Raw genomic sequence first — 23,246 nt, 5'->3', positions numbered from 1 at the left:
CAAACAACGTTTCCCCTTCGAGGATCGTGACATGACATGCAAACTCTCCCTCGCCACGCTTGATGAAGCCAAAAAAACGGCGGCGATTCCGGCCTATTCCCGGGCCGATCTTTCCGCCGGAATCGTGCATTTCGGCGTCGGCAATTTCCACCGCGCCCATCAGGCGGTCTATCTGGACGACCTGTTCAACACCGGCGCGGACCACGACTTCGCCATCATTGGTGCGGGTGTACTGCCATCGGACGCGGTAATGCGCGAAAAACTTGCCGCGCAGGATTTCCTGACCACGGTGGTGGAGCAGGACAATAATCGCACCGGTGCGCGCGTCACCGGGCCAATGATCGACATTCTGAAGGTTGGCGATACCCGAGGCATCATCGACACCCTCGCCGATCCGAAAATCCGTATTGTTTCGATGACGATTACCGAAGGCGGTTATTTCATCGATGCCTCCGGCTCCTTCAATCCGCAGCATCCCGCGATTGCCGAGGATGGCAGGAACCCGTCTTCCCCGAAAACCGTGTTCGGACTTATCGTTGCCGGGCTGAAGGCGCGGCGCGACAAGGGGCTTTCACCCTTCACCGTCATGTCCTGCGACAACATTCCCCATAATGGCAAGGTGACCAAAAACGCGGTGGTCGGTCTCGCCGCCTTGTCCGATCCGGCCTTCGCCAACTGGATCGGCGATAACGTCGCTTTCCCCAATTCGATGGTCGACCGCATCACCCCCGCCACCGGTGAGCGCGAACGCAATATCGCCCGTGACGATTTCGGCATTGAGGACAATTGGCCGGTCTTCTGCGAGGAGTTCAAGCAATGGGTGATGGAGGATAATTTCCCGGCGGGCCGACCGGCGCTGGAAAAGGCGGGCGTTCAGTTCGTCAAGGATGTTGCGCCTTACGAGCACATGAAGATCCGCATCCTCAATGGCGGCCATGCGGCGATCGCCTATCCGGCAGCGCTGCTCGACATTCATTTCGTGCATGAGGCGATGGAGCATCCGCTGATCCGGGCGTTTCTGGCAAAGCTCGAAAAGGAAGAGATCATCCCGGTCATTCCGCCCGTGCCCGATACTGATCTTGGCGAATATTTCGGCCTGATCGAACGGCGTTTCCTCAACCCGAAAATCGGCGATACCATTCCGCGCCTCGCGCAGGATGGCTCCAACCGCCAGCCGAAATTCATTCTGCCCTCCACCGCCGACCGTCTGGCGCGCGGTGAAGATATTGTCGGTCTGTCGCTGGTTTCGGCACTGTGGTGCCGTTATTTCTACGGCACCTCCGACAGCGGCAGGCAAATCACCTTCAACGACGCCAGCGCCGAGCGGCTACAGGCGGCAGCCACAAAGGCCAAGGACGATCCAATGGCCTTCCTTTCACTTGACGATATCTTCGGGGAGGTTGCCGAATCGGAGCTTTTCCGTAAACGCTTCTCTCATGCATTGACGACACTGTGGCACGAAGGCACGGCGAAGACCTTGCAGCTTTATCTGGATGACAAGCTGGCTGAAAAGTGACGTGAGATGCGAGACGGGACCGGGCCTCTTCTGATTTTCGACTGCGACGGCGTTCTGGTCGACAGCGAGCCGGTCTCCATCTCGGTTCTTCTAGACATGCTTTCCCATCTTGGCGTGGAGATGGGGGAGGAAGAGGCCTACAACCGCTTTCTCGGTCGCAGCGTTGCCAGCATGACGACGACTTTGTTTGAAGAATACGGTATCGAGACCGACATCGATTTTCTCGAGCATATGCGCGCGACGTTGTTCGAGCGTTTCCGCACCGAGTTGCGTCCCATCGACGGCATTGCCGAAACGCTGGACAGGCTGGTGGCCTTAAAACGCTGCGTTGCCTCCTCAAGTCAACCGGAACGCATCCGTTATTCGCTGGGGCTGACCGGCCTGATCGATAAATTTGAGCCGCATGTTTTCAGCGCCACCATGGTGAAGAACGGCAAGCCGGCACCCGACCTTTTCCTGCATGCGGCGCGACAGATGGGCACTGACCCGCGTCAGTGTATCGTGATCGAGGACAGCCCGGCGGGCATTGCGGCGGCGAAGGCAGCAGGCATGGCGGTTTTCGCCTTTACCGGCGGCTCGCATGCGCGGTTTCCGGCATTCCGCGAAAAGATCGCGGAGCTAGGTGCCGATGCCACGTTTGACGCCATGGAAGATTTGGTTCAACTTGTCGGCGATTATATGGGGAAGGGCGGTTTTGACAGCCAGGTGGAACGTGACGCAGGCTGAAGGAAACCATGCCTGCCACCGCCCGGAGGTCGTTACGCAAGGGATGGAACTGAAGTCTTGATGCGTCAAAATCTCGTCGCTGTCGATGTAGGAACGGCGAGCGCCCGCGCCGGGATTTTCGACCCGACCGGCAGGCTTCTCGCCCGCTCAACCCATCCCATCCTGATGCAAAGGCCGCAGGAAAACCACGCCGAACACGATTCCACCGATATATGGAACGCCGTCTGCCTTGCGGTGAGAGCAGCGCTTGCCGATGCGGGTGTGTTACCCGACAGCATAGCCGCCATTGGTTTTGATGCCACCTGCTCGCTCGTTATCCGTGATGAGCGTGGCGAACCGGTTTCTGTCTCCGTCACGGCCAAAGACCGGTTCGACACCATCGTCTGGCTGGACCATCGGGCAATCGGCGAGGCCGACCGGCTGACGGTATCCGGCCACCGCGTGCTGGATTTCGCTGGTAAAAGCGTGTCACCGGAAATGCAGATGCCGAAGCTGATGTGGCTGAAGGCGAATTTGCCGGCAAGCTGGGGGCGCATGTCTTTCGCCTTCGATCTGGCGGATTTCTTGACTTGGAAGGCAACCGGTTCCACCAAGCGTTCAAATTGCACGCAGACGGCGAAGTGGAATTTTCTGGCGCAGGAAAATCCCGGCTGGCAGGCGGATTATCTCAATCTTGCCGGGCTTGGCGATCTGAAACAGCGGGCAGGCCTGCCCGAAACAACCGTGATGCCGGGGACAGCCATCGGCCCGCTTTCGCCCGAGGCTGCGGCCGAACTCGGCCTCGACACCGGCTGCCAGGTGGCGGCGGGCATGATCGATGCTTACGCCGGCACGCTGGGTGCGCTTGGCGGATGCCTTTCTGATGATGTGGGTAAACATGTGGCGCTGATCGCCGGCACCTCCAGCTGCCTTGTCGCCATGTCCGAGCGGCAGATGCCAGGCCACAGCCTGTGGGGTCCCTATTGGCAGGCGGTGCTGCCCGGCCACTGGCTGGTGGAGGGCGGGCAATCTGCCACCGGCGCGCTGCTCGATCATATCGTGCGCATGCACGCGGCGGGCGGCGAGCCGGATACGGCGCTGCACGCCCGCATCGTTGCGCGGGTTACCGAATTGCGCGCGCTCGAGGGCGCGGCCTTTGCCGAACGGCTGCATGTACTGCCGGATTTCCACGGCAACCGCTCACCGCTCGCCGATCCGCATGCGGTGGGCGTCATCAGCGGGCTGACGCTGGATACATCCTTCGACAGTCTCTGCCGCCTCTACTGGCGCACCGCCGTGGCGATTGCGCTTGGCGCGCGCCATGTGCTCGATGCGATGGAGCGTTTCGGTTATGCCGTCGAAAGCCTGCATGTTACCGGCGGCCATGTGAAGAACCCGCTGTTGATGGAGCTTTACGCTGATGTGACCGGTAAGCGCATCGTCGTGCCCGCCACAGCCGACGCCGTTCTTCTCGGCACGGCGATGACAGCGGCAGCCGCCGGCGGTGTGCATGCGGGCCTTGCAGCGGCGGGTGCCGCCATGTATCCGGGCAATACGGAAATCTCAGGCAATCCGGCGCTCACACCGCTTTACGAGCGGGATTATCGCCGTTTTCTCGCCATGCACCGCCATCGCCAGGAGCTGGAAAGCCTCTGATCTTCGCCGACAACGGCAGGTAAGGTCGTGGCGGACGGGCGCGGCCTGTTTCCTCCCACAGAGGGTCAGATGCCAAGCGAGCGTTTCAGGCCGTTGAGGTTTTTCATGCGTGCCGTGCGCTGCTCGTCGGCTCCGGCAATCAGGCTGCAGAGGGTGAATTCCATCAGTGCAACGAGCTGCAGCAGGCCTTGTCCGCCGGTCTGGGTGTGCGGCATGGCAAGACAGATATCGGCGCTTTCCGGTCCCCATTCATAGAACCGGGTGGTGATCAACAGGGTTCTGTAGCCGCTCTTTCGTGCCGTCGCAGAAAGGCTCTGCAAGGGCGTGATGCTGCCGCCGCAATCCATGAGGATGAGAAGCGCTTCTGCGGGATCGAAGTCCCAAAGGGCGATATAGGCGGCGCTGTCGCTGCCGAGGTAGTGCACGCGTCTGCGATATTCCAGCAACCGCCCGTGAAAGTGCCTTCCAGTGCCAAGGCCTTCCGGTGACGTTGCCAGAAAAACATCTGCCGCCGAAGCGATCTCGCTCATGGCGACGCGCCATATCGGCTGGTCCGTCATTTCGAAAGCAGCCTGAATGGCCTGGATCTGTTGGGAAAGGAGTTGCGAAAACGGATTGGACTTCTGATCGCCGCTTTCAACGATAGCGGGCTGGTCCACGCTTGCGGATTCCTCGGCGTGGCGCAGATCGATGCGAATATCGCTGAATTGCCGGTATCCGAGCGAGCGCAGAAAACGGCCAACCGTCATAGGACTGAGACTGAGCTTGGCAGCCAGCGTCTGCGCCGTCTCAAACGGCAATTCGTCCAAATGCTCGATCAGATATTTGGCGATCTTGCGCTCTGAAGGCGTACCGGCCTTCATGGCACGGGTCAGATTCAACAGTAGCTGTTCCACCAACGCCTCATTCTTTTATATTTATGAACGATGATGCATCCGCACGCCCGGGCGAGCGTGCGAACCGCGACTTGTCGGTGGGGGCGAGCTTTTCCGGCCTTGTCCTCCACCGGACCGGAATGCGAATTCTAATAGATAGATTATTATATTTTAGAGAAGTCTTTTATTCAAGGGAAATTCCATCTGCGGTTTAATTCCCAACAGCGACGTCTTCATTCCTGTCTTGCGGAGCGGATGGGCGGCGCCTATCTCTCCTGAACGCGAGTTTTAAACGCGAGAGGCGGCATAGGAGTTCCGAATGATTTTTAATGCGGCGAGGCTTGCCTTCAGCAATCTTTTTGCCACCGAGACCCGGTCGGTGTTCTGGAAGGTTCTGGGGCTGACGCTTCTGGTGCTGGCAGCGCTGTGGTTCGCCATCCGCTCTGTCTTCATCTATTTCGCCTTGCCGTGGGTGGATACGCTGATCCCCAGCGTGCCGGACTGGGCGGGATGGCTGACTTTCGTTTTCGCCATTTTCGCCGGAATCGGGCTGGCTTTGGCGTTGGCCCTGCTGATCTCGCCGGTCACTGCCGTTATTGCCGGACTGTTTCTCGACGATGTCGCCGAAGTCGTGGAGAAAAAGACCTATCCCGATGATCCGCCGGGCAAGGCGATGCCCATCGGTGAGGCCATGGTGTCATCGATCAAGTTCTTTGGCGTCGTCATTGCCGGCAACCTGATAGCTCTTTTGTTGCTGCTGGTGCCGGGCGTCAACCTCATCGCCTTTTTTCTGGTGAACGGTTATCTGCTGGGCCGGGAGTTCTTCGAATTTGCGGCCATGCGTTTCCGCTCGCCTGCTGACGCGCGGCTTTTCCGGCTGAAACACCGCACAACCGTGTTCATGGCCGGGCTGGTGATTGCAGCGTTCCTTGCAATCCCCTTCCTCAACCTTCTGACGCCGCTTTTTGCGGCTTCGATGATGGTGCATCTGCACAAGGCCGTCAGCCGGCGCGATCCGTCATTCGCCGCTGGCCGCACCGAACAATTGCGCGGGTAGTTCCACCAGCGGAGCTGGAATATCGAAGGTCTTTTCCGGTGATTTGCAGATATCGGCAATCACGCAGCGCTCGCATTCCGGTTTGCGCGCCTTGCAGCAATAACGCCCGTGCAGGATCAGCCAGTGATGGGCATGGAACAGATATTCTTCGGGAATGATGCGGACGAGCCGGTCTTCCACTTCATCCGGGGTTTTCCCCGGCGCAAGACAGAGCCGGTTGGCAATACGAAAAACATGGGTGTCCACGGCGAGTGTGGGCACACCGAAGGCCATCGACATCACCACATTGGCCGTCTTGCGGCCGACGCCGGGCAGGGTCACCAGCTCCTCGCGCGTCCTCGGTACCTCACCGCCGAAATTGTCGATCAGCATCTGTGACAAAGCGATAACGTTCTTGGCCTTGTTGCGGTAAAGCCCGATGGTCTTGATATGGCCGATCAGCTCCTCCTCGCCAAGCGCCAGCATTTTCTCCGGCGTATCGGCCACCTTGAACAACGCCCGCGTCGCCCGGTTCACGCCCACATCGGTCGCCTGCGCCGAAAGCGCCACGGCCACCAGCAGGGTAAAGGGGTTGGTATGTTCCAGCTCGCCTTTCGGCTCCGGCCGCTGAATGGAGAAACGGCGGAAGATTTCTTTCAACTCGTCCTTCGAATAGATCGTCTTCACACGCGCCGGTCTGCGGGCGGATGTCGCATTTGACTTTTTCAATGTTTGGGTGCTGGATCGTTTTTTGGCGACTGTCATGACCTATCTATAGCCAGCCCGCCCTGAGGAAATCAACGTGGATACGCTCAACGATCAGCCGATTTTTGCGGCGGAACTCGTTCCGCACCGTTCGCTCGGAAGAAGGGGTTTCCGGCTGCTTCTCGCCTTGTCCGGGCTTGCCTGCCTCCTCCATGGCGGCTTTTTCCTCACCACCGGCGCATGGCCAGTCGGCCTGTTCTTCGGGCTGGATTTTCTGCTGCTTTATGTCGCCTTCCGCGCCAATTACCGGGCAGCGAAGGCGCGGGAAGAGGTGAGCGTCTCGCGCACCAGCCTGTCTATCCGCAAATTTTCCCCGACTGGCCGCGTGGTCGAGCATCGTTTCAACCCCTTCTGGGCCCGCTTCAGGGTTCAGCGGCACGAGGAAATCGGCATCGTCTCCATGCATGTAACGGGTGAAGGCAAGGCAACGGATATCGGCTCGTTTCTCAATCCGGATGACCGGGAAAGCTTCGCCAAGGCTTTCGGCGGTGCGTTGGCGACGGTGCGGCGGATGTGAGCGGATAATTCCGCTTACAACCCGTCATATCGGCTCGAGGCCGGTGTCTCGGCAGAAACTGAGTACGGCGCAAGAAACGGGTGGAGACCGACGCGCTTTGATGGTTTTCTGTGAAGCGTTAGGAGACATGCGATGAACGCCAATATCATGCTGAATGAAGACATCACCCCCATCGGTTCGGATTACGATACGGTGCGCGGGGTTATCGAGCTTTTGACGCTGGATTATCGCGACCAGCCCTCCCTTGAAGCCATTGCCGCAAGGCTCGGCCAGTCGCCAACGCAATTGCAGAAGACCTTCACCCGCTGGGCCGGTCTTTCCCCCAAGGCGTTTTTGCAGGCCGTAACGCTCGATCATGCCAAAAGGTTGTTGCGCGAAGAGGATCTGCCGCTGCTGGAAACCTCGATCGAGGTCGGCATGTCTGGGCCCGGCCGCCTGCACGATCTGTTCGTCACCCACGAGGCCATGTCTCCAGGCGAATGGAAGGCCAAGGGCGGTGGGTTGACGATCCGGTACGGTTTCCATGTTTCACCCTTCGGTCTTGCATTGGTCATGGTGACCGATCGCGGCCTTGCCGGCTGCGCTTTCGCCGATCCCGGCGAGGAAAGAGCCTGTTTCGAGGACATGGCCGGTCGCTGGCCGAATGCGGACTATGTCGAGGATCGTGAAGCCACCGCGCCGTATGCCGCACGTATTTTCGAACCGACGCTGTGGTCGGCGGACCGGCCATTGCGGGTCGTACTGCTCGGCACGGATTTTCAGGTGCGGGTGTGGGAAAGCCTTCTGAAAATTCCCATGGGCCGCGCCGTCACCTATTCGCACATCGCGTGCGATATCGGCCAGCCAACCGCCTCCCGTGCGGTCGGTGCAGCAGTCGGCGCCAACCCCGTCTCCTTCGTCGTGCCCTGCCATCGCGCCGTTGGAAAAAGCGGGGCGCTGACGGGTTATCACTGGGGCCTTACCCGCAAGCGGGCGATGTTGGGATGGGAAACGGGGAAGGTGTGACGGGGTTTTGATTGTCTTTGCCGATCCGTCGAGGATCGGCTATTCTTTGTCCATGAAGAGCACGATCGAACTTCCCGATGATCTAAAGCGCCGGATAGACCTTCTGGCCGAGCGCTCGAATTTGAGCCCCAGTCGCATCATAGAAGATGCGCTGTCGCATGGCCGTTCCTTGGCATGGCAGGAGAAGTGGACAAGCGGTGTCAGGGCTGGGCTGGCTGAGGCAGAAGCCGGAGAGTTCGTTTCCGAGGAAGAGATTGACGCTGTTTTGAACAAATATGCCAAGGCCTGAAACGCGTGCGGTTGGTCTGGACGCCGCGTTATCTTAAAGAACTTGGCGGTATCGGCGACTACATTGCGGGGCGTAATCCGCGTGCGGCGGCAAAGGTCGTTCGGGCAATCCACCAGACAACGGCACGCCTTCTGTCCGCCAATCCTTATCTCGGTCGTTACGGTGAAATCGAAGGGACGAGGGAGCTGGTTATTTCCGGTCTGCCCTACATCGTGGCTTATCGCGTGACGGACAGGCAGATCGAGGTCCTATTCGTTCAGCACGCTGCCCGGGAATGGCCCGAGAAAATCTAAACCAGTTCCATCAACGCCCTTGCCGCCGCCTCGTCTGTAATCAGCGTATTGCACCCGATGCGCTTGATGGTGGCGCGGATGGCGATGGCGCGGTGGGCGCCGCCGGAGGCGAGCACGATGTGTTTGGCCTTGCGCAGCGTGTCTAGATCGATCGCCATGGCGCGCTCGTTGATCGGGTGATCGACGGAGCGGCCTTCCGCGTCGATGAAGTTGAACATGGTGTCGCAGACGCAGCCGGCATCGATGAGTTCCTGAAGCGTTTCCTTCGAAATGAAACCTTCCGACAGCGAAGTGGAATGCGGGCCGATATCGCCGCAGGATACGATGGCGAGGTCGAGCGTTTCGGCCAGATCATAAAGCGTGGCGAGTCCGCATTTTTCAATCAGCGCCCGTTTGGTCTCGACGGAGTCCACCAGCAGCGGTGCAAGGAACATGTAACATTCCGCCCCAAGCGCGCTTGCCAGCCGCCAGGTGTAATCAAGCGGGTTTGTCTGGTGCACGGCGACGATACCGCCGAGCAGCGAGACGACCTTGCAGTTTTCCCGGCGCGGCGGGCGGAAGCTGGATAGCGAGGCGGTCATGGTGCGGCCCCAGCCGACGCCGATGGTGGCGTCGTTCGGCACCGCTTCGGAGAGGAATTGCCCGAGCGCCAGGCCAACGGCCTTGGCCGTGCCTTCGGCATTCGCCTTGCCGGGGAATTGGCCGGGGGAGGGAATGATCACCGCCTCATCCAGCCCATAAGCTGCCTCCAGCCTACCGGCCAGTTCGACGAAATCCTCGATGCCCTCGTTGATCCAGATCTGTACTTCGGAGCGTTTCATCGCCTCGTCCAGAAGGCGTATGACAGTGGAGCGGCTGATGCCCAGCTTCTCGGCGACATCTTTCTGCGTCAAACCCTGATTATAGTAGAGCCATGCGGCACGCAACCTCAGCGAAGCCGCTTCCGAATAGGCCGTATGGGTTTCTCTTCTCAGTTTCGCCACGGTTTTTGTCACTCTCTTTATGGGGCGGAGTATCGCAGGCGTGAAACTTATGTCAATTGCGATGCGCAAATGTCTTGACTTTCGACCTTGCCGCTTGCGATAGTCGGAGCCGGACAAAACCGTGATTTCGGCCTTGGGCGCACCATGGTGCGGGAACGAAAAGACGGCTGTGCAAGTTTACAAGAGATCATGAAGGATCATTCGCCATGACGTCCAAACTCGAACAACTTCGCGCTATCACCACGGTCGTTGCCGATACCGGCGACATCGAGGCGGTTGCGCGCCTGAAGCCGGTGGATTGCACCACCAACCCCACCATCGTTCTGAAGGCGCTCGGCACCCCCGCTTTTGCGGATGCGGTGAAGGAAGCCGTTGCCTGGGGCAAGAAGCAGGGCGGCCAGTCCGACGCTGTCGTTGCTGCCGTTGCCGACCGTCTTGCCATTTCCGTCGGTGCGGCCCTTGCAGGTCTGGTTCCCGGCCGCGTATCGACCGAAGTCGATGCCGACCTGTCCTTCGACACGCAGGCCTCCATCACCAAGGCACGCCACATCATCGCCTCCTACAAGGAGCGCGGCATCGAGCGTGAACGCATCCTCATCAAGCTGGCTTCCACATGGGAAGGCATCAAGGCTGCGGAAGTTCTGCAATCCGAGGGCATCGACTGCAACCTGACGCTGCTGTTCTCGCAGGCACAGGCCATCGCCTGCGCGGAAGCCAAGGCTTTCCTCATCTCGCCCTTCGTCGGCCGTATCCTCGACTGGTACAAGAAGTCGACCGGCGAGACCTACACTGCCGAGACCGATCCGGGCGTCGTTTCGGTGCGCAGCATCTACAATTATTACAAGGCCAATGGCATTGGCACCGTCGTCATGGGCGCATCGTTCCGTAATGTCGGCGAGATCGAAGCGCTTGCCGGTTGCGACCGCCTGACGATCAGCCCGGCGCTGCTGGAAGAGCTGGACAAGGACACCGGCACGCTTGAGCGCAAGCTTTCGCCCGACAATGTGAAGGCCGAGCCGCTGCAGTCGCTCGATGAAAAGGCGTTCCGCTGGGCAATGAACGAAGACGCGATGGCAACCGAGAAGCTCTCGGAAGGCATCCGCCTGTTCGCCAAGGATCTGGTAACGCTGCGCGAAATGGTCCGCAAGGAACTGACGCTGGCTGCCGCCTGATAACAAAAAGGGGAACCATCCGGGTCCCCTTTGCGTTTAAGATACAGAAATCTCCAGTCACTTTAAACGCGATCGGTCCCTGCCGGTCGCGTTTTTTTGTGCGTCTCAGAGGGTTCCCTGACCCGTCGCCACTTCGGAAATGCGCCTTGCGGCATCGCGGATCAGTACCTCGCAGGCCTCGCGCGTCGGGGCCTTGCCGCCAAGCGGGGTGATATAGGGGCAGGTGATGACGGCAAGTGCCGTACCATCAAGTGTCAGCACCGGGGCGGAAATATTGCGCACGCCTGCGGTCTGCATGCTGTCCATGGATTCGAAGCCATTCCTGCGAACTTCCGCCAGCCGCTCCTCAAGGTCTGAAGGCTCGATTTCCCCGCCACCGCGCACCTGCTCGGTGATCATGATCTTGCGCTGTACCTCGTTCTGGAAGGCCAGCAGCACATGGCCGGAACCGGTCTGGAAGAGGCTCATCTGCGCGCCCACCCGCATGGACATGGCCCAATAGGTGGAGGACTCCTGTTGGGCGATGACGACAACACTGCCGCGGTCGTAAACGGCGAGATGACAGGCCTGCTCGGCGCTTGCGGAAAAATCGCGCATCACCGGGGCTGCGAAAGAGACCAGCCGGCGCACCGGCGCGTGGAAATGTGCGAGCCCGAACATTTTCAGCGTCAGCGAAAACCGGTCACCCTCCAGCCGCTGTACGTAACCACGGCGCACCAGCCGGTCCAGCATGCGGTAAAGCTCGTTCGGGGTTTTGCCTATGGCTTTGGCAATCTCGATCTGCGTCAGCCCGCCATCCGTGCGGGCGAGAAGCTCGAGAATGTCCAGACCCTTGTCGAGGGCGGGGGCGCGATATCTTTCGCTGTCGTCTTCGGTCATCTTGCCTCGGTGGCGTTTTGCAAGGATTGGCTGGCGGGAAATGCACTTTGGAAATACCGTTGCCGCACGCTGCCCTTTTGCGCAAGCCTGCTTGACGTTACATGAATACCGCGTTTACATATGAATTGTCGATCCATATTTGAGATCAATGAAATTCACTGGCGAAATTCAGCGGCTCGGCCCCAGCGGGCGGGTGCGCCGTAGCGGGAGGCTATTCATGGTGCAGGATTTTAACGGGCGGACAGTGGTGATCACCGCAGCCGGCCAGGGTATCGGCCGTGCGACGGCGGAGCGATTCATATCGCTCGGCGCGCGCGTCATCGCCACTGATATCAACGAGCAGGCGCTTTCGACCCTGAAAGGTGCGGAAACGCGGGTTCTGAACGTGCTGGATGGCGATGGTGTGAAGGCTTTTGCTGCCGATATCGGCCATGCGGATGTTCTGTTCAACTGTGCCGGTTTCGTTCATTCCGGCACCATTCTCGATTGCGAGGAAAAGGACTGGGATTTCTCCTTCGATCTCAATGCCAAGGCCATGTACCGCACCTGCCGCGCCTTCCTGCCAGGCATGCTGGAAAAGGGTAAGGGCGCAATCGTCAACATGTCCTCCGTCGCATCCAGCGTGAAGGGCGTGCCGAACCGTTTCGCCTATACCGCCTCCAAGGCTGCCGTTGTCGGTTTGACCAAGGCAATTGCTGCTGATTTTGTCACCAAGGGTATTCGCTGCAATGCCATTTGCCCGGGCACGGTGGACAGCCCGTCCTTGCATGACCGCCTGCGCGCCACCGGCAATTACGAACAGGCCCTGGCCGACTTCATTGCCCGCCAGCCTATGGGCCGCATTGCCACGCCTGAAGAAATCGCCGCACTCGTCACCTATCTCGCTTCGGATGAGGCAGGTTTCACCACTGGCCAGATCCATGTGATCGACGGTGGCTGGACAGGCTGATAATTCTATACGGGAGAGAGGAGAAGGCGACCGGCCCAAAAGCCGGTCGCCTTTTTTATTACGCCACCACGCTTCCAGCGATCAGTGCAAGCACGAGGAAGACCAGGAAGATCACGACGGCGATGAAGAACAGGATACGGGCAATGCCCGACGCCGCTGCCGAAATGCCGGTAAAGCCGAATACGCCCGCGATCAACGAAATAACAAAGAAAATAAGAGCCCATTTCAGCATGGAGCTTCCCCTTTCGCTTAATTTTCATGAGTTTGCCGCTTGAGGGCAAGCTCATGAAAATGACGCGCAAAAGGCGAAAATGTTCCACGCGCCCGCAAAAATCGTTCTTTTACACCACCGTTTCATTGGCGGCGTCGATCCGGCGGGCCTTGAGGCTGGTGCGAATGAATGTTGCGACGAACGCGAGGCTCATGAACAGTACAATGGTCGGGGCTGGCGCGCTGTCGATCAGGAAGCTTAGCCATATTCCTGCAAGCGAAGAGAGAACTGCAACCGAGATGGCGACCAGGAGCATGGCGGAAAAGCGCCGCGCCAGCAGAAAGGCGATGGCGCCGGGGGTGACCAGCATTGCGACGGAGAGGATGATGCCCACAGCCTTCAGCGCGCCGACCACGGCAAGCGACAAAACCATCAGCAGACCGTAATGCAGAATGCGAACGGGCAGGCCGATTGCCTTGGCATGCTGCGGATCGAAGGCATTGACCAGCAGGTCCTTGCGCAGCACCCCGAGAAATAGGGTGGCGAAAAGCGCGATCAGCCCGGTCTCCAGCATGTCTGAAGGCGCAATGCCCAGCATGTCGCCGAAGAGGATGTGATCCAGATGCATGTCGCTTTGCACCTTCACGTAAAGCACAAGCCCCAGCCCGAACATGCCGGAAAAGACGATGCCGAGCACCGTGTCTTCCTTGATGCGGCTGTTTTCCTTGATGAAACCGGTGCCGAGAGCGCAGATCATACCGGCGGTGAAAGCGCCGATGGAAAGCGGAATTCCGGCAATGTAGGCAATCACCACGCCGGGCAGCACGGCGTGCGAAACCGCGTCCCCCATCAGCGACCAGCCCTTCAGCACCAGAAAACACGAGAGCATGGCCATCGGCACGGCAATCATCAGGGTGATGATGAAGGCATATTGCATGAAGGGCAGCTGAAACGGCAGGATGGCGAGTTCGAGATATTCGCTCATTGCGCTTCTCCCAGTGCCTTGCGGGCTTTGGCGCGCGAAGCGAGCAGCCCGTGTTTGGGTGCAAACACGAAAGCGGAAAGGAAGATCGCTGTTTGCAGCACGACGATAACGCCGCCGGTGGCGCCGTCGAGGAAGTAGCTGAGATAAGCGCCGACGAAGCTGGTGGTCGCGCCGATCACGAGGCTCATCAGGATCAGCCGCTCGAAACGGTCGGTCAGAAGATAGGCGGTCGCGCCTGGTGTCACCACCATGGCAACGACAAGGAAGGCACCGACGGTTTGAAGGGCTGCAACCGTGGAGGCGGCAAGCAGGGTGAAGAAGATCACTTTCAGCACTTCCGGTTTCAGCCCCACTGTGCGGGCATGGTTCTCATCGAAGAAGACCACCATGAAGTCGCGCCATTTCAGCGCCAGTACGAGGAGGCTGATGCCGCCGATCAGGGCAAGCTGGATCGTGTCCTCGGTGGTAATTGCCAGAATATTGCCAAGTACGATGGTCTGGATATTGATCGAGGTGGGCGACAGCGACACCATGAACAGCCCCAGCCCGAAGAACGAGGTGAAGATCAGGCCGATGATCGCGTCTTCCTTGAGCCGGGTTTTCTGATTGAGGAACAGCATGGAGCCAGCCGCGAGCCCGCCGGAAAGAAAGGCGCCGAGCGAAAAGGGCAGCCCCAGCATATAAGCGCCCGCAACGCCGGGAACGATGGCGTGCGAGAGCGCGTCGCCGATCAGCGACCAGCCCTTTAGCATAAGATAAGCGGAAAGAAAGCCGCAGACGCCGCCCACAAGTGCGCTGACCCAGATGGCGTTCAGCATGTAGCCATAGGTGAATGGCTCAAGAAGGCTGTTTATCATCGGCTTTTTCCTTCGGAGCCTGCGGATCGTGTCCGTTCTGGCCGTTCTTTCCGTAGATCACGAAAGGCCGTTCATCGTCGGTAATCACCTTCACCCGGCGCGGATCGGCATCATCATGCAGTTCGGCCCCACCGAGAACGAAGTGGCGCAGGCTGCCGCCAAAGGCTTTTTGCAGGTTCTCTTCGTTAAAGGTGTCCGCTGTTTTGCCCGACGCCAGAACCGTGCCCTTGACGAAGACGGCGCGATCGCAGAATTCCGGTACGCTGCCGAGATTATGGGTGGAAACCAGCATGACGCGGCCCTCGTCACGCAGTGCCTTCAACAGCGCGACGATCTGTTCTTCCGTCGTCACGTCGACGCCGGTGAAGGGTTCATCCAGCAAGATAACCTGACCTTCCTGCGCCAGCGCGCGGGCCAGAAACACCCGCTTCTTCTGCCCGCCGGAAAGCTCGCCGATCTGCCGCTTGCGATAATCAAGCATATTGACGCGCGTCAGCGCTCTCTCGACCATCTCGTGATCGTGTTTCGACGGAATACGGAAGAAGTTCATATGGCCGTAACGGCCCATCATCACCACGTCCTCAACCAGTACGGGAAAACTCCAGTCCACCTCTTCGGCTTGCGGCACATAGGCGACGAGGTTTTTTCTGAGTGCATCCTTCACGGGTAGGTCGAAAATAGAGACGGAACCGGCGGCCAGCGGCACGAAACCCATGATTGCCTTGAAAATCGTGGACTTGCCGGCGCCGTTGACGCCGACAAGTGCAGTGATCGTACCGCGTGGAATGGAAAAGCTGGCATTTCTTAATGCGGTGTGGCCGTTGCGATAGGTCACTGTCGCATTTTGAACCGTCAGGCCGCCGCCGCTTTTTTTGCTGCCCATTCTCATGAAGACAGTCCTTTGGCAATCGTGCTGCTCGTTACGCGCAGCAGGTCGAGATAGGTCGGAACAGGGCCGTCGGACTCGCTCAGCGAATCCACGTAGAGTATGCCGCCATAGGCCGCTCCGGTTTCCTTGGCCACCTGCCGGGCGGGATCGGCGGAAACCGTGCTTTCGCTGAAGATGACCTGAATATTATGTTCGCGCATGGCGTCGATCACGCCGCGCACCTGTTGCGGCGTACCCTGGCTGTCGGCATTGACCGGCCACAGGAACAGTTCCTTCAGCCCGAAATCCCGGGCGAGATAGGAGAACGCCCCTTCGCTCGTTACCAACCACCGCTTGTTCTCAGGAAGGGCGGAAAGCTCATCGCGGATGGGCTGCACGGTGGCACGGATCTTGTCGGAATAGGCCTTGGCATTGGCGGCGTAAATCTCGGCGTGGGCGGGATCTATTCCAGCGAGTCCCTTGCGAATATTTTCCACATAGATCAAGGCGTTATCGGGTGACATCCAGGCATGTGGGTTGGGTTTCCCCTGATACGCCCCGCCATTAATCGCCATCGGTTCGATGCCGTCGCTGACAGTCACATCAGGTACGCCTGAAAGATTGGCCAGAAACTTCTCGAACCACAATTCCAGATTGAGGCCGTTGCGCAGCACCAGATCCGCCTTGCGGGCCTTGAGAATGTCGCGCGGCGTCGGCTGGTAGTTGTGAATTTCAGCGCCTGGCTTGGTGATGCTCTCCACCTCTGCCGCATCGCCCGCCACATTGCGCGCCATATCGGCAATGATCGTGAAGGTGGTGACCACCTTCGGTTTCTCCTGCGCGATAGCCGCAGCAGGCAGGAAAAGCGAAAAAGCAAAAAGGGCATGGCGGATTTTATGGAGATTCACGTCTGTCACCGATTTTTGTTGCGATCAACTCGCAACACCATCTGTCATGGATTCACACTTGTCAACGCTATTGCAAATCATTCGCAATTTAGCGGATTTCAAAAATGTCTGAAAATGGTGCGCTTTTGCCCGCACGGCGCCGGGGGGATTAAACTTTTTTCAATGAGAAAGCGGCACTATCGCAAGGCTCGGACAACGAGGTCCCGAGCTTATCCCGCGTGTGTTCCTCATCCTTCGAGCCACGTTCCGGGGTGAGGGCGATAGGCGGGGTACTGAATGTCAGGATTTTGCGCGTGAAGGCTGTATTCGGACGAATGCGGTTTTCGCGCAAACTCGTTATGATCGGAGGCGGGATCCTGCTTTTGGCAGGTGCGACCGGTTCTGCTGCCGTGTTTATCGGCAGCGAGCGGCTGCTCGGGTCCACCTATGCCTCCGCCAACGGGCTTTCCTGCGACGCAGTCCAGACAGTCAACATCCGCAAGAACGGTTCCCTGTGGGTCCGCAAATTCATTCGTACTGACGGCGGCAACGGCACGGACCGGTTGAAAACGGCGCTGCGCGTCGCCAGGGCAGTTTACGACAAACAGAAGCCCGATCTGGTCCAGGTTTCCGTGCTGGATAAAAACGGCCCGCAATTGCGCTCGGAAATGCGCGGCCGCGCCATCGCGGCCCAGGTGGTCTTCATTGCCGACCCGGCGAAAATTCCCGAAGGCGCCGATGCCCAGCGTTATTCCGCCTTTTACTACGATGGTGCATCAAACGGCAGCGGCCAGTTTTACGGGCTGCGCATCGATCTGCCGCTGGAAGATGCCGAAGCAATGGCTGCAAGCCTGAGTGATGCAACCGACTGCGCGACACCTGCTTTGGACGCTGCGCCCGAAGGGCATGGCGGAAAGGCCGCGAAAGGCGCGTCGGGCCACGGCGAGACCAAGGGCGAGGGCGGCGGCCACGATGCTGCGCCGGCGCAAACGCATGAGGGCGGACCCGGTGCGGAAGCCCACGGCGAACCCGTAGCTGACGAGGAACTTCTGACCTCGACCCCGGAAGCCGATGGCGGCAGCATCTTCAGCATCAGCTATCTGAAATCACTGATCTTCGGAAAAGGCACAACGACCGCGCAGGCGGCGGAAGAGAAGCTGGCTGAGGGTGAGGTTCCGCCTGCGGAAGAGCCGGGCGCGGCAAAGGCGAAGGCGGGGCATTAGGAGCGTTTGAGCTCTTGCTGACACCTCGGAATTAAAACCATCTGGAAAATTGATACGGCTGTGCCGACGTTTGTAAAATATCGTCGCAGCGCCTTCTTTCGTGATGCCGGACCTGATCCGGCATCCAGCCTTTGCGCGTCTGCGCAATGAGACGATCTAACAGGAAATTTTGCCACAGGGACCACAATGCTCGGTAGAGACCGAGCGCATGAGGGCAAGGGCGGCCATGCGGCCGCCTTCGCTTGAGTGTCCTTAGTCCGCCTTGTTGCGGCGGGCCGGGAAGAGGATGACGTCTCGGATCGAGGGGGCGTTGGTCAGGAGCATGATCAGGCGATCGACACCGATGCCGAGGCCGCCGGCGGGTGGCATGCCCTGGTCGATGGCGTCGAGGAATTCGTCGTCCAGCTGCTTGTCCTTTTCACCGCGGGCATGGGCCTGCTCAAGCTGCTCCACCATGCGGCGGCGCTGCTCTTCGGGATCGTTGAGTTCGGAGAAGGCGTTGCCCACTTCCCAGGCGTTGCAATAGCTCTCAAAACGCTCAACGAGGCGCGGTTCGCCCGGCACCTCCTTGGCGAAGGGCGAGATATCCTTCGGGAAATGCGTGACGTGGCTCGGCTGGATAAGCGTACCTTCAACCTTCTCTTCGAAGATGAAGGCAAGGCATTCGCCCCAGGTCCAGTCCTTCTCGACGGCGAAACCGGCAGCCTTGGCAGCGGCGCGGGCTTCCTCGTCAGTCTTGATTGCAAGGAAGTCGATGCCGGTCGCTTCCTTCACCGCATCAGGCATGGGCACGCGCTTGAATGGACCCTTGAAGGAAATTGTCTGGCCCTGGAATTCCACCTCGGTCGTGCCGTGGAGGGCAATCGCCAGCGTCTCGAACAGCCGTTCCACCAGACCCATGATGTCTTCGTAGTCGGCATAGGCCCAATAGCACTCCATCATGGTGAATTCAGGATTGTGCCGGGTGGAGACGCCTTCGTTGCGGAAGTTGCGGTTGATTTCGAACACCTTGTCGGAAAGGCCTGATACCAGCGTGCGCTTCAGGAACAGTTCCGGCGCGATGCGCAGATACATGTCCATCTTCAACGTATTGTGGAAGGTCTTGAACGGATCGGCCGTCGCGCCGCCATAGACGGTCTGCAGCATCGGCGTTTCCACTTCGAGGAAGCCTTCGGCCTCCATGAAGCGACGGATGCCGGACAGGATCTTGGAGCGCTGCAGGAAGCGCAGCTTGGAGTCCTCGTTCGCGAGAATATCGAGATGGCGCTTGCGGTAACGCAGCTCGATATCGGAGACACCGTGCCATTTTTCCGGCATCGGCAGCAGCGACTTGGTGAGCATGGTGATTTCTTCAGCGTTGATCGTCAGCTCGCCGCGCTTGGTGCGGCGCACCTTGCCGGTTACGCCGATGATGTCGCCAATGTCGATCATCGGCAGAAGATTGCGCGCCGTTTCCGGCGTCGTATCTTTGTGGCTGAAGATCTGCACCTTGCCCGAAGCGTCATGGATATCCATGAACATGCCGGAATTGCGCGACGAATAAACGCGGCCCGCCACCGTTACCGTGTCGCCGGTTTCCGTGTCCGGTTCGATATCGGCATATTTTTCCGCCAGCTCCGCATTGGTCAGCGTGCGATGGAAATGCGCCGGATAGACATCGCCGATCTGCTCGCGCAGCAGCGCAAGTTTCTGGCGGCGCACTTCGGTGGCGTCGGAGGAAAGGGCGGTGGTTTCGGTCTTGGTGTCGGTCATGTTTTTTGCCTTTAGCGGGCTTGTTCGTTGCGGTTACCCCCCTCTGCCCTGCCGGGCATCTCCCCCACAAGGGGGGGAATCGACAAGCGGCTGGCACCTTGCCCATGGAACGAGCGGGTTCAGCATCTGATCTCCCCCCTTGTGGGGGAGATGCCCGGCAGGGCAGAGGGGGGTATTCTAGGATGCTGCCGTAGCGGTCAGCATTAAATTATCAGCTTCCGCTGCCAACCATCGTGGCCACAACGGCAATAGCGACCTTCAGGCGCTGGCGCACCACGGAGCGGCCGAGTAGCGCCATCGAGTCAAACAGCGGCAGCGAGCGCGAGGAACCGGAGACGGCGACGAAGAGCGGCGGGGTGACGACGCGCAGTTTCTTGCCCGTGCGTTCGGCAATGTCGCGCAGCTCGGCCTCGATGGCTTCAACGTTCCAATCAGGCATTTTTTCCAGATCGGTGGCAACCGTGGTGAGGATTTCGTGGATTTCCTCGGGCTTGCTTTTGAGACCGGCAAAGGAGGCGGGCGTCAGGCCAACGTCGCTCGCAAGCAGGAAGCCGGCAAGGTTTGGCAATTCGCCGAGCTTGGAAATGCGGCTCTGGGCAAGCTTCAGGCCTTCGGTCAGGCGTGAATTTTCCATCGCCCATTCCAGCGTGCGGGCAATGAAGTCCTCAGGCGTGAGCTTTTCGCGCAGCCAGCGGCCGTTCAGCCAGTCCAGCTTCTGGATATCGAAGATGGCGCCGGCCTTGGAAAGTGCTTCCGGATCAAACTTCGCGGCCAGCTCTTCCATGGTCAGCAGCTCTTCGCCTTCGGCGATCTGGATGAAGAACAGGCCGAGGAAGTTCATCAGCGCTTCCGGCAGGTAGCCGAGCGCGGAATAATAGGAGATCGACGTCGGGTTCTTGCGCTTGGAAAGCTTCGATTTGTCGGCGTTGCGCATCAGCGACAGATGCATGAATGTCGGCTGGTCCCAGCCGAAATAACGGTAAAGCAGGATGTGCTTGGGCACTGAAGCCAGCCACTCTTCGCCGCGCGCCACATGGGTGATCTTCATCAGATGGTCGTCGATGACGTTTGCCATGTGATAGGTCGGCATGCCGTCGGCCTTGATCAGCACCTGCATGTCAACCGAATCCCAGGGGATCGAGACATCGCCGTAAACGCCGTCATGGAAATCGCACGAACCTTCGGTCGGGATTTTCATGCGCACGACGTTGGCTTCGCCGGCGGCGACGCGGGTGGTCACTTCTTCAGCCTTCAGGTGGAGGCAGAGCCCGTCATATTTCGGCGGCTTGCCAGCGGCGCGCTGCGCTTCGCGCATCTGCTCAAGCCGCTCGGGCGTGCAGAAACAACGGAAGGCATGGCCTTTTTCCAGCAATTCTTCGGCATATGGCCAGTACATAGGCTTGCGCTCGGACTGACGGTAGGGACCGTAGGGGCCACCGACGTCAGGGCCTTCCGACCAGGTGAGGCCGGTCCAGCGCAGCGCCTCCAAAACCTTCTGCTCATATTCCAGCGTCGAGCGGGTGGCGTCGGTATCCTCGATGCGCAGGATGAACTCGCCGCCGTGTTTCTTGGCGAAGAGATAGTTGAACAGCGCGATGTAAGCGGTGCCGACATGCGGCTCGCCGGTGGGGGAAGGTGCGATGCGGACGCGAACGCCGGAAGTGGTCATGAAATTCACTCGTCGTGACGGGGTGGTGACATCGGGGCGGCTTCACCCTTCTATCACGAAGTTTTCGTTTGAATGCGGCGGGAAAGGGTGCGGAAAGGCGTGTTGAACGCACTTTTGCATATTTCCGTTCGGCATCGGCTTAGGCCATATTATGCCGCAGGCGTCAAGGAAATATGGCGCTTGCGCTGTCTTCGCCCGGACGTAAACCGCCCCTAATTCACCGGCCAGACATAAAGCAGCATCGGAATGCTGGCAATGACGATCATGATCGACAGCGGCAGTCCAAGGCGCGGATAATCGCTGAAACGATAACCGCCCGGACCCATGACCAGCGTGTTGCACTGGTGGCCGATGGGCGTGAGAAAATCGCAGCCGGCGCCGATCGCCACCGCCATCAGAAAGGCCTCCGGCCGAAAGCCGAGCGTGGTGGCGAAACCGGCGGCGATGGGCGCCATGACCAGCACGGTTGCAGCATTGTTGAGGAAGGGCGTTACCGCCATGGCGGTCAAGAGGATCATGCCGAGTGCTGCGAAGGGCGGCAGTCCTTGTGCGGCATGGCCGAGCCAGGCGGCGATCAGCTCGCTGGCGCCGCTGGTGCGCAGACTGTCGCTGACGGGAATGAGGGCGGCGAGCATGACGAGGATCGGCCCGTCGATCGATTTATAGACTTCGGTGAGCGGTATCGCGCCGACGACGATCATCAGGAAGGCGGCGGCGAAAAAGGCGACGGATACCGGCACCAGCCCGCTGCCGGCGGCAATCATGGCCGCGGCAAGCACGATGACGGGCAACAGCGCGCGGCGCTGCACTCCAAGCAGGATTTCCCGCTGCGCCAGGGGCAGCAGCGAAAATTCCTGCAATACCTGTGGCAGGTTCTTGCGGCTGCCCTGCAGGAGAATGACGTCGCCCGCCTGCAAGGTCAGGTCGGAGAGCCGCTGGCTGACGCGCTGGCCGCGACGGCTGACTGCAATCAGATTGACGCCGCGGGTGTAGGACAGCGCCAGTTCTCGCGCGGAAATCCCGTTGAGAACGGATTCGTTGCTGATAACCGCTTCCATGGAAATAAGGTCAGCGGTCTTCTGGCCGTTCTCGGTGAGCGGCTTGCCTGACAGCAGCAGCTTGGCCTGCGAGACGATACGGTCGAGGCCCTCCGGGTTGCCTTCCAGAAGAATGGTGTCGCCCGGCTTCAGATTGACATCGGGGAAGGGGGAGATACGCCGGGGTCCGCGCAGGATAGTGCTGGCGATTACGTCGCCATCCGCCTGTTTCAACAGCTCCCGCAGCGGCTTGTCGGCGTAGGTGCTGTCGGCGGGAAGCGTCGCTTCGGCGGTATAGGCCGACTGGTCCAGAATATCCTCCACCGATGCCTGCTGGCGGTTGCGCACCGGCAGCAGCCGGTAACCGAAGGTCAGGAAGATGATGCCGATCACGGTCAGCCCGGCACCCACCGGGGTGAAATCGAACATCGAGAAGCTCTGTCCGGTCATTTCCTCACGCAGCCTGGAAACGACGATGTTGGGCGAGGTGCCGATCTGCGTCATGAGCCCGCCCAGAAGGGCGGCGAAGGCCATGGGCATCAGATAATAGGAAACAGGGCTGCCGGATTTGCGGGCGAACTGAAAAGCAACCGGCATCATGATGGCAAGCGCGCCGATGTTCTTGATGAAGGCCGACATGATGGCGACGACGATCATCAGAAAGGCCAATTGCAGGGTTTTGGAGTGCATCTCCGGGAAATATTTCTTGATCGTCATATCGACCACCCCTGAACGCGCCACGGCCGAACTGACGATCAGCGCACTGCCGACGATGATGACGATATCGTCCGAGAAACCGGAGAACGCCCTGTCGAAAGGCACAACCCCAACCGCCACCGCCACCAGCAACGCGCTGCACGCGACCACATCATAGCGGAACCTGTCCCATATGAACGCGACCATCATGCCGGCGATCACGGTAAAGGCGAGGATCTGGTCGGTCGTCATGCTTGCTTATGCTTTCGAAGGAGAGACGGCGGGACGGACTCTTCCGGTAGGGATGTCGAAGAACGCGAGGCGGGGCATGCGGTTCCGACTGGCCGGCGCTTTCCGCACGTTCGCGTCATACCGGCCTTGAGCCGGTATCCAGCCGCCGCGCGTCGGCGCGGCGGGAAGT

The 23,246-nt window shown here is 59.6% G+C and carries 23 protein-coding genes; 11 read left to right on the top strand and 12 right to left on the bottom strand.

Annotated features, from left to right (window positions below; translation table 11 throughout):
• The first annotated feature begins 31 nt into the window (after positions 1-31).
• Genes CRO62_RS05640 through CRO62_RS05630 form a run of 3 tightly spaced genes read left to right on the top strand, consistent with a single transcriptional unit; the run spans position 32 to position 3,877 of the window.
• Positions 32-1,516: a mannitol dehydrogenase family protein gene (locus tag CRO62_RS05640; RefSeq protein ID WP_097099517.1), complete on the top strand. Its 1,485-nt coding sequence runs from the start codon at positions 32-34 to the stop codon at positions 1,514-1,516.
• A 6-nt stretch (positions 1,517-1,522) separates the two neighbouring features.
• Entirely contained in the window at positions 1,523-2,242 is a 720-nt protein-coding gene (locus CRO62_RS05635) for an HAD family hydrolase (RefSeq protein WP_097099516.1), read from the top strand.
• A 60-nt stretch (positions 2,243-2,302) separates the two neighbouring features.
• A complete protein-coding gene (locus CRO62_RS05630) occupies positions 2,303-3,877 on the top strand; it encodes an FGGY-family carbohydrate kinase (protein WP_179784464.1) in 1,575 nt (524 codons plus the stop codon).
• 65 nt (positions 3,878-3,942) lie between these two features.
• Here CRO62_RS05630 and CRO62_RS05625 read toward each other — a convergent pair whose 3' ends face one another.
• Positions 3,943-4,776 (bottom strand): MurR/RpiR family transcriptional regulator, encoded by an 834-nt coding sequence (locus CRO62_RS05625; protein WP_179784463.1) that lies wholly within the window; start codon positions 4,774-4,776, stop codon positions 3,943-3,945.
• A 295-nt stretch (positions 4,777-5,071) separates the two neighbouring features.
• Between CRO62_RS05625 and CRO62_RS05620 the strand changes: the two genes are divergently transcribed.
• The gene (locus tag CRO62_RS05620) at positions 5,072-5,809 is read left to right on the top strand and encodes a sulfate transporter family protein (protein ID WP_097099513.1); all 738 of its coding nucleotides are present in this window, start codon (positions 5,072-5,074) and stop codon (positions 5,807-5,809) included.
• On the opposite strand, the gene nth is transcribed toward CRO62_RS05620, so the two are convergent.
• Positions 5,771-6,553, bottom strand: a complete 783-nt coding sequence (gene nth, locus CRO62_RS05615) for an endonuclease III (protein ID WP_097099512.1) — start codon at positions 6,551-6,553, stop codon at positions 5,771-5,773. The genes CRO62_RS05620 and nth overlap by 39 nt on opposite strands.
• Before the next feature lie 37 nt (positions 6,554-6,590).
• Between nth and CRO62_RS05610 the strand changes: the two genes are divergently transcribed.
• From CRO62_RS05610 to CRO62_RS05595, 4 genes are all read left to right on the top strand, one after another.
• A complete protein-coding gene (locus CRO62_RS05610; RefSeq protein ID WP_097099511.1) occupies positions 6,591-7,070 on the top strand; it encodes a DUF2244 domain-containing protein in 480 nt (159 codons plus the stop codon).
• Between the two features lie 132 nt (positions 7,071-7,202).
• Complete coding sequence (locus CRO62_RS05605; RefSeq protein WP_003516183.1) at positions 7,203-8,075, top strand: methylated-DNA--[protein]-cysteine S-methyltransferase; 873 nt, start codon at positions 7,203-7,205, stop codon at positions 8,073-8,075.
• 52 nt (positions 8,076-8,127) lie between these two features.
• On the top strand, positions 8,128-8,364 hold the full coding sequence (locus CRO62_RS05600; protein WP_035212907.1) for a CopG family ribbon-helix-helix protein: 237 nt from the start codon (positions 8,128-8,130) through the stop codon (positions 8,362-8,364).
• A gap of 5 nt (positions 8,365-8,369) precedes the next feature.
• A complete protein-coding gene (locus CRO62_RS05595; protein WP_097099510.1) occupies positions 8,370-8,657 on the top strand; it encodes a type II toxin-antitoxin system RelE/ParE family toxin in 288 nt (95 codons plus the stop codon).
• Here CRO62_RS05595 and CRO62_RS05590 read toward each other — a convergent pair.
• On the bottom strand, positions 8,654-9,640 hold the full coding sequence (locus CRO62_RS05590; RefSeq protein WP_162633671.1) for a sugar-binding transcriptional regulator: 987 nt from the start codon (positions 9,638-9,640) through the stop codon (positions 8,654-8,656). The two genes, CRO62_RS05595 and CRO62_RS05590, sit on opposite strands and share 4 nt — an antisense overlap.
• A gap of 206 nt (positions 9,641-9,846) precedes the next feature.
• Between CRO62_RS05590 and tal the strand changes: the two genes are divergently transcribed.
• On the top strand, positions 9,847-10,812 hold the full coding sequence (tal, locus tag CRO62_RS05585; RefSeq protein ID WP_013762313.1) for a transaldolase: 966 nt from the start codon (positions 9,847-9,849) through the stop codon (positions 10,810-10,812).
• Between the two features lie 105 nt (positions 10,813-10,917).
• Here the strand turns inward: tal and CRO62_RS05580 are convergent, their stop codons facing one another.
• Positions 10,918-11,691 (bottom strand): IclR family transcriptional regulator, encoded by a 774-nt coding sequence (locus CRO62_RS05580; protein ID WP_097099509.1) that lies wholly within the window; start codon positions 11,689-11,691, stop codon positions 10,918-10,920.
• 217 nt (positions 11,692-11,908) lie between these two features.
• Between CRO62_RS05580 and CRO62_RS05575 the strand changes: the two genes are divergently transcribed.
• Complete coding sequence (locus tag CRO62_RS05575) at positions 11,909-12,640, top strand: SDR family oxidoreductase (protein ID WP_013762314.1); 732 nt, start codon at positions 11,909-11,911, stop codon at positions 12,638-12,640.
• A gap of 58 nt (positions 12,641-12,698) precedes the next feature.
• Here CRO62_RS05575 and CRO62_RS05570 read toward each other — a convergent pair whose 3' ends face one another.
• From CRO62_RS05570 to CRO62_RS05550, 5 genes are all read right to left on the bottom strand, one after another.
• Positions 12,699-12,872, bottom strand: a complete 174-nt coding sequence (locus CRO62_RS05570; protein ID WP_003516193.1) for a DUF1328 domain-containing protein — start codon at positions 12,870-12,872, stop codon at positions 12,699-12,701.
• Between the two features lie 109 nt (positions 12,873-12,981).
• Positions 12,982-13,836: a metal ABC transporter permease gene (locus CRO62_RS05565; protein WP_019566953.1), complete on the bottom strand. Its 855-nt coding sequence runs from the start codon at positions 13,834-13,836 to the stop codon at positions 12,982-12,984.
• The gene (locus CRO62_RS05560) at positions 13,833-14,693 is read right to left on the bottom strand and encodes a metal ABC transporter permease (protein WP_097099508.1); all 861 of its coding nucleotides are present in this window, start codon (positions 14,691-14,693) and stop codon (positions 13,833-13,835) included. Before CRO62_RS05560 ends, CRO62_RS05565 begins: the two co-directional genes overlap by 4 nt.
• Positions 14,674-15,582 (bottom strand): manganese/iron ABC transporter ATP-binding protein, encoded by a 909-nt coding sequence (locus CRO62_RS05555; protein ID WP_013762317.1) that lies wholly within the window; start codon positions 15,580-15,582, stop codon positions 14,674-14,676. The genes CRO62_RS05560 and CRO62_RS05555 overlap by 20 nt, the downstream gene beginning before the upstream one ends.
• On the bottom strand, positions 15,579-16,469 hold the full coding sequence (locus tag CRO62_RS05550) for a metal ABC transporter substrate-binding protein (protein ID WP_179784462.1): 891 nt from the start codon (positions 16,467-16,469) through the stop codon (positions 15,579-15,581). Before CRO62_RS05550 ends, CRO62_RS05555 begins: the two co-directional genes overlap by 4 nt.
• A 314-nt stretch (positions 16,470-16,783) precedes the next feature.
• Here CRO62_RS05550 and CRO62_RS05545 point away from each other — a divergent pair, with 314 nt between their 5' ends.
• Positions 16,784-17,671, top strand: coding sequence for a hypothetical protein (locus CRO62_RS05545; RefSeq protein WP_179784510.1), 888 nt, complete (start codon positions 16,784-16,786; stop codon positions 17,669-17,671).
• A gap of 252 nt (positions 17,672-17,923) precedes the next feature.
• Here the strand turns inward: CRO62_RS05545 and lysS are convergent, their stop codons facing one another.
• From lysS to CRO62_RS05525, 3 genes are all read right to left on the bottom strand, one after another.
• On the bottom strand, positions 17,924-19,423 hold the full coding sequence (lysS, locus tag CRO62_RS05540; RefSeq protein WP_080864540.1) for a lysine--tRNA ligase: 1,500 nt from the start codon (positions 19,421-19,423) through the stop codon (positions 17,924-17,926).
• A 211-nt stretch (positions 19,424-19,634) separates the two neighbouring features.
• Complete coding sequence (gltX, locus tag CRO62_RS05530; protein WP_097100391.1) at positions 19,635-21,092, bottom strand: glutamate--tRNA ligase; 1,458 nt, start codon at positions 21,090-21,092, stop codon at positions 19,635-19,637.
• A gap of 212 nt (positions 21,093-21,304) precedes the next feature.
• The gene (locus tag CRO62_RS05525) at positions 21,305-23,077 is read right to left on the bottom strand and encodes an SLC13 family permease (protein ID WP_097099505.1); all 1,773 of its coding nucleotides are present in this window, start codon (positions 23,075-23,077) and stop codon (positions 21,305-21,307) included.
• Positions 23,078-23,246 lie beyond the last annotated feature (169 nt).

This window comes from Rhizobium sp. AN6A (assembly GCF_900215635.1).
Classification (GTDB): Bacteria; Pseudomonadota; Alphaproteobacteria; order Rhizobiales; family Rhizobiaceae; genus Agrobacterium; species Agrobacterium tumefaciens.
Note: the sequence above shows the minus strand (reverse complement) of the source record. Positions and strands in the feature narration are given on the sequence as shown.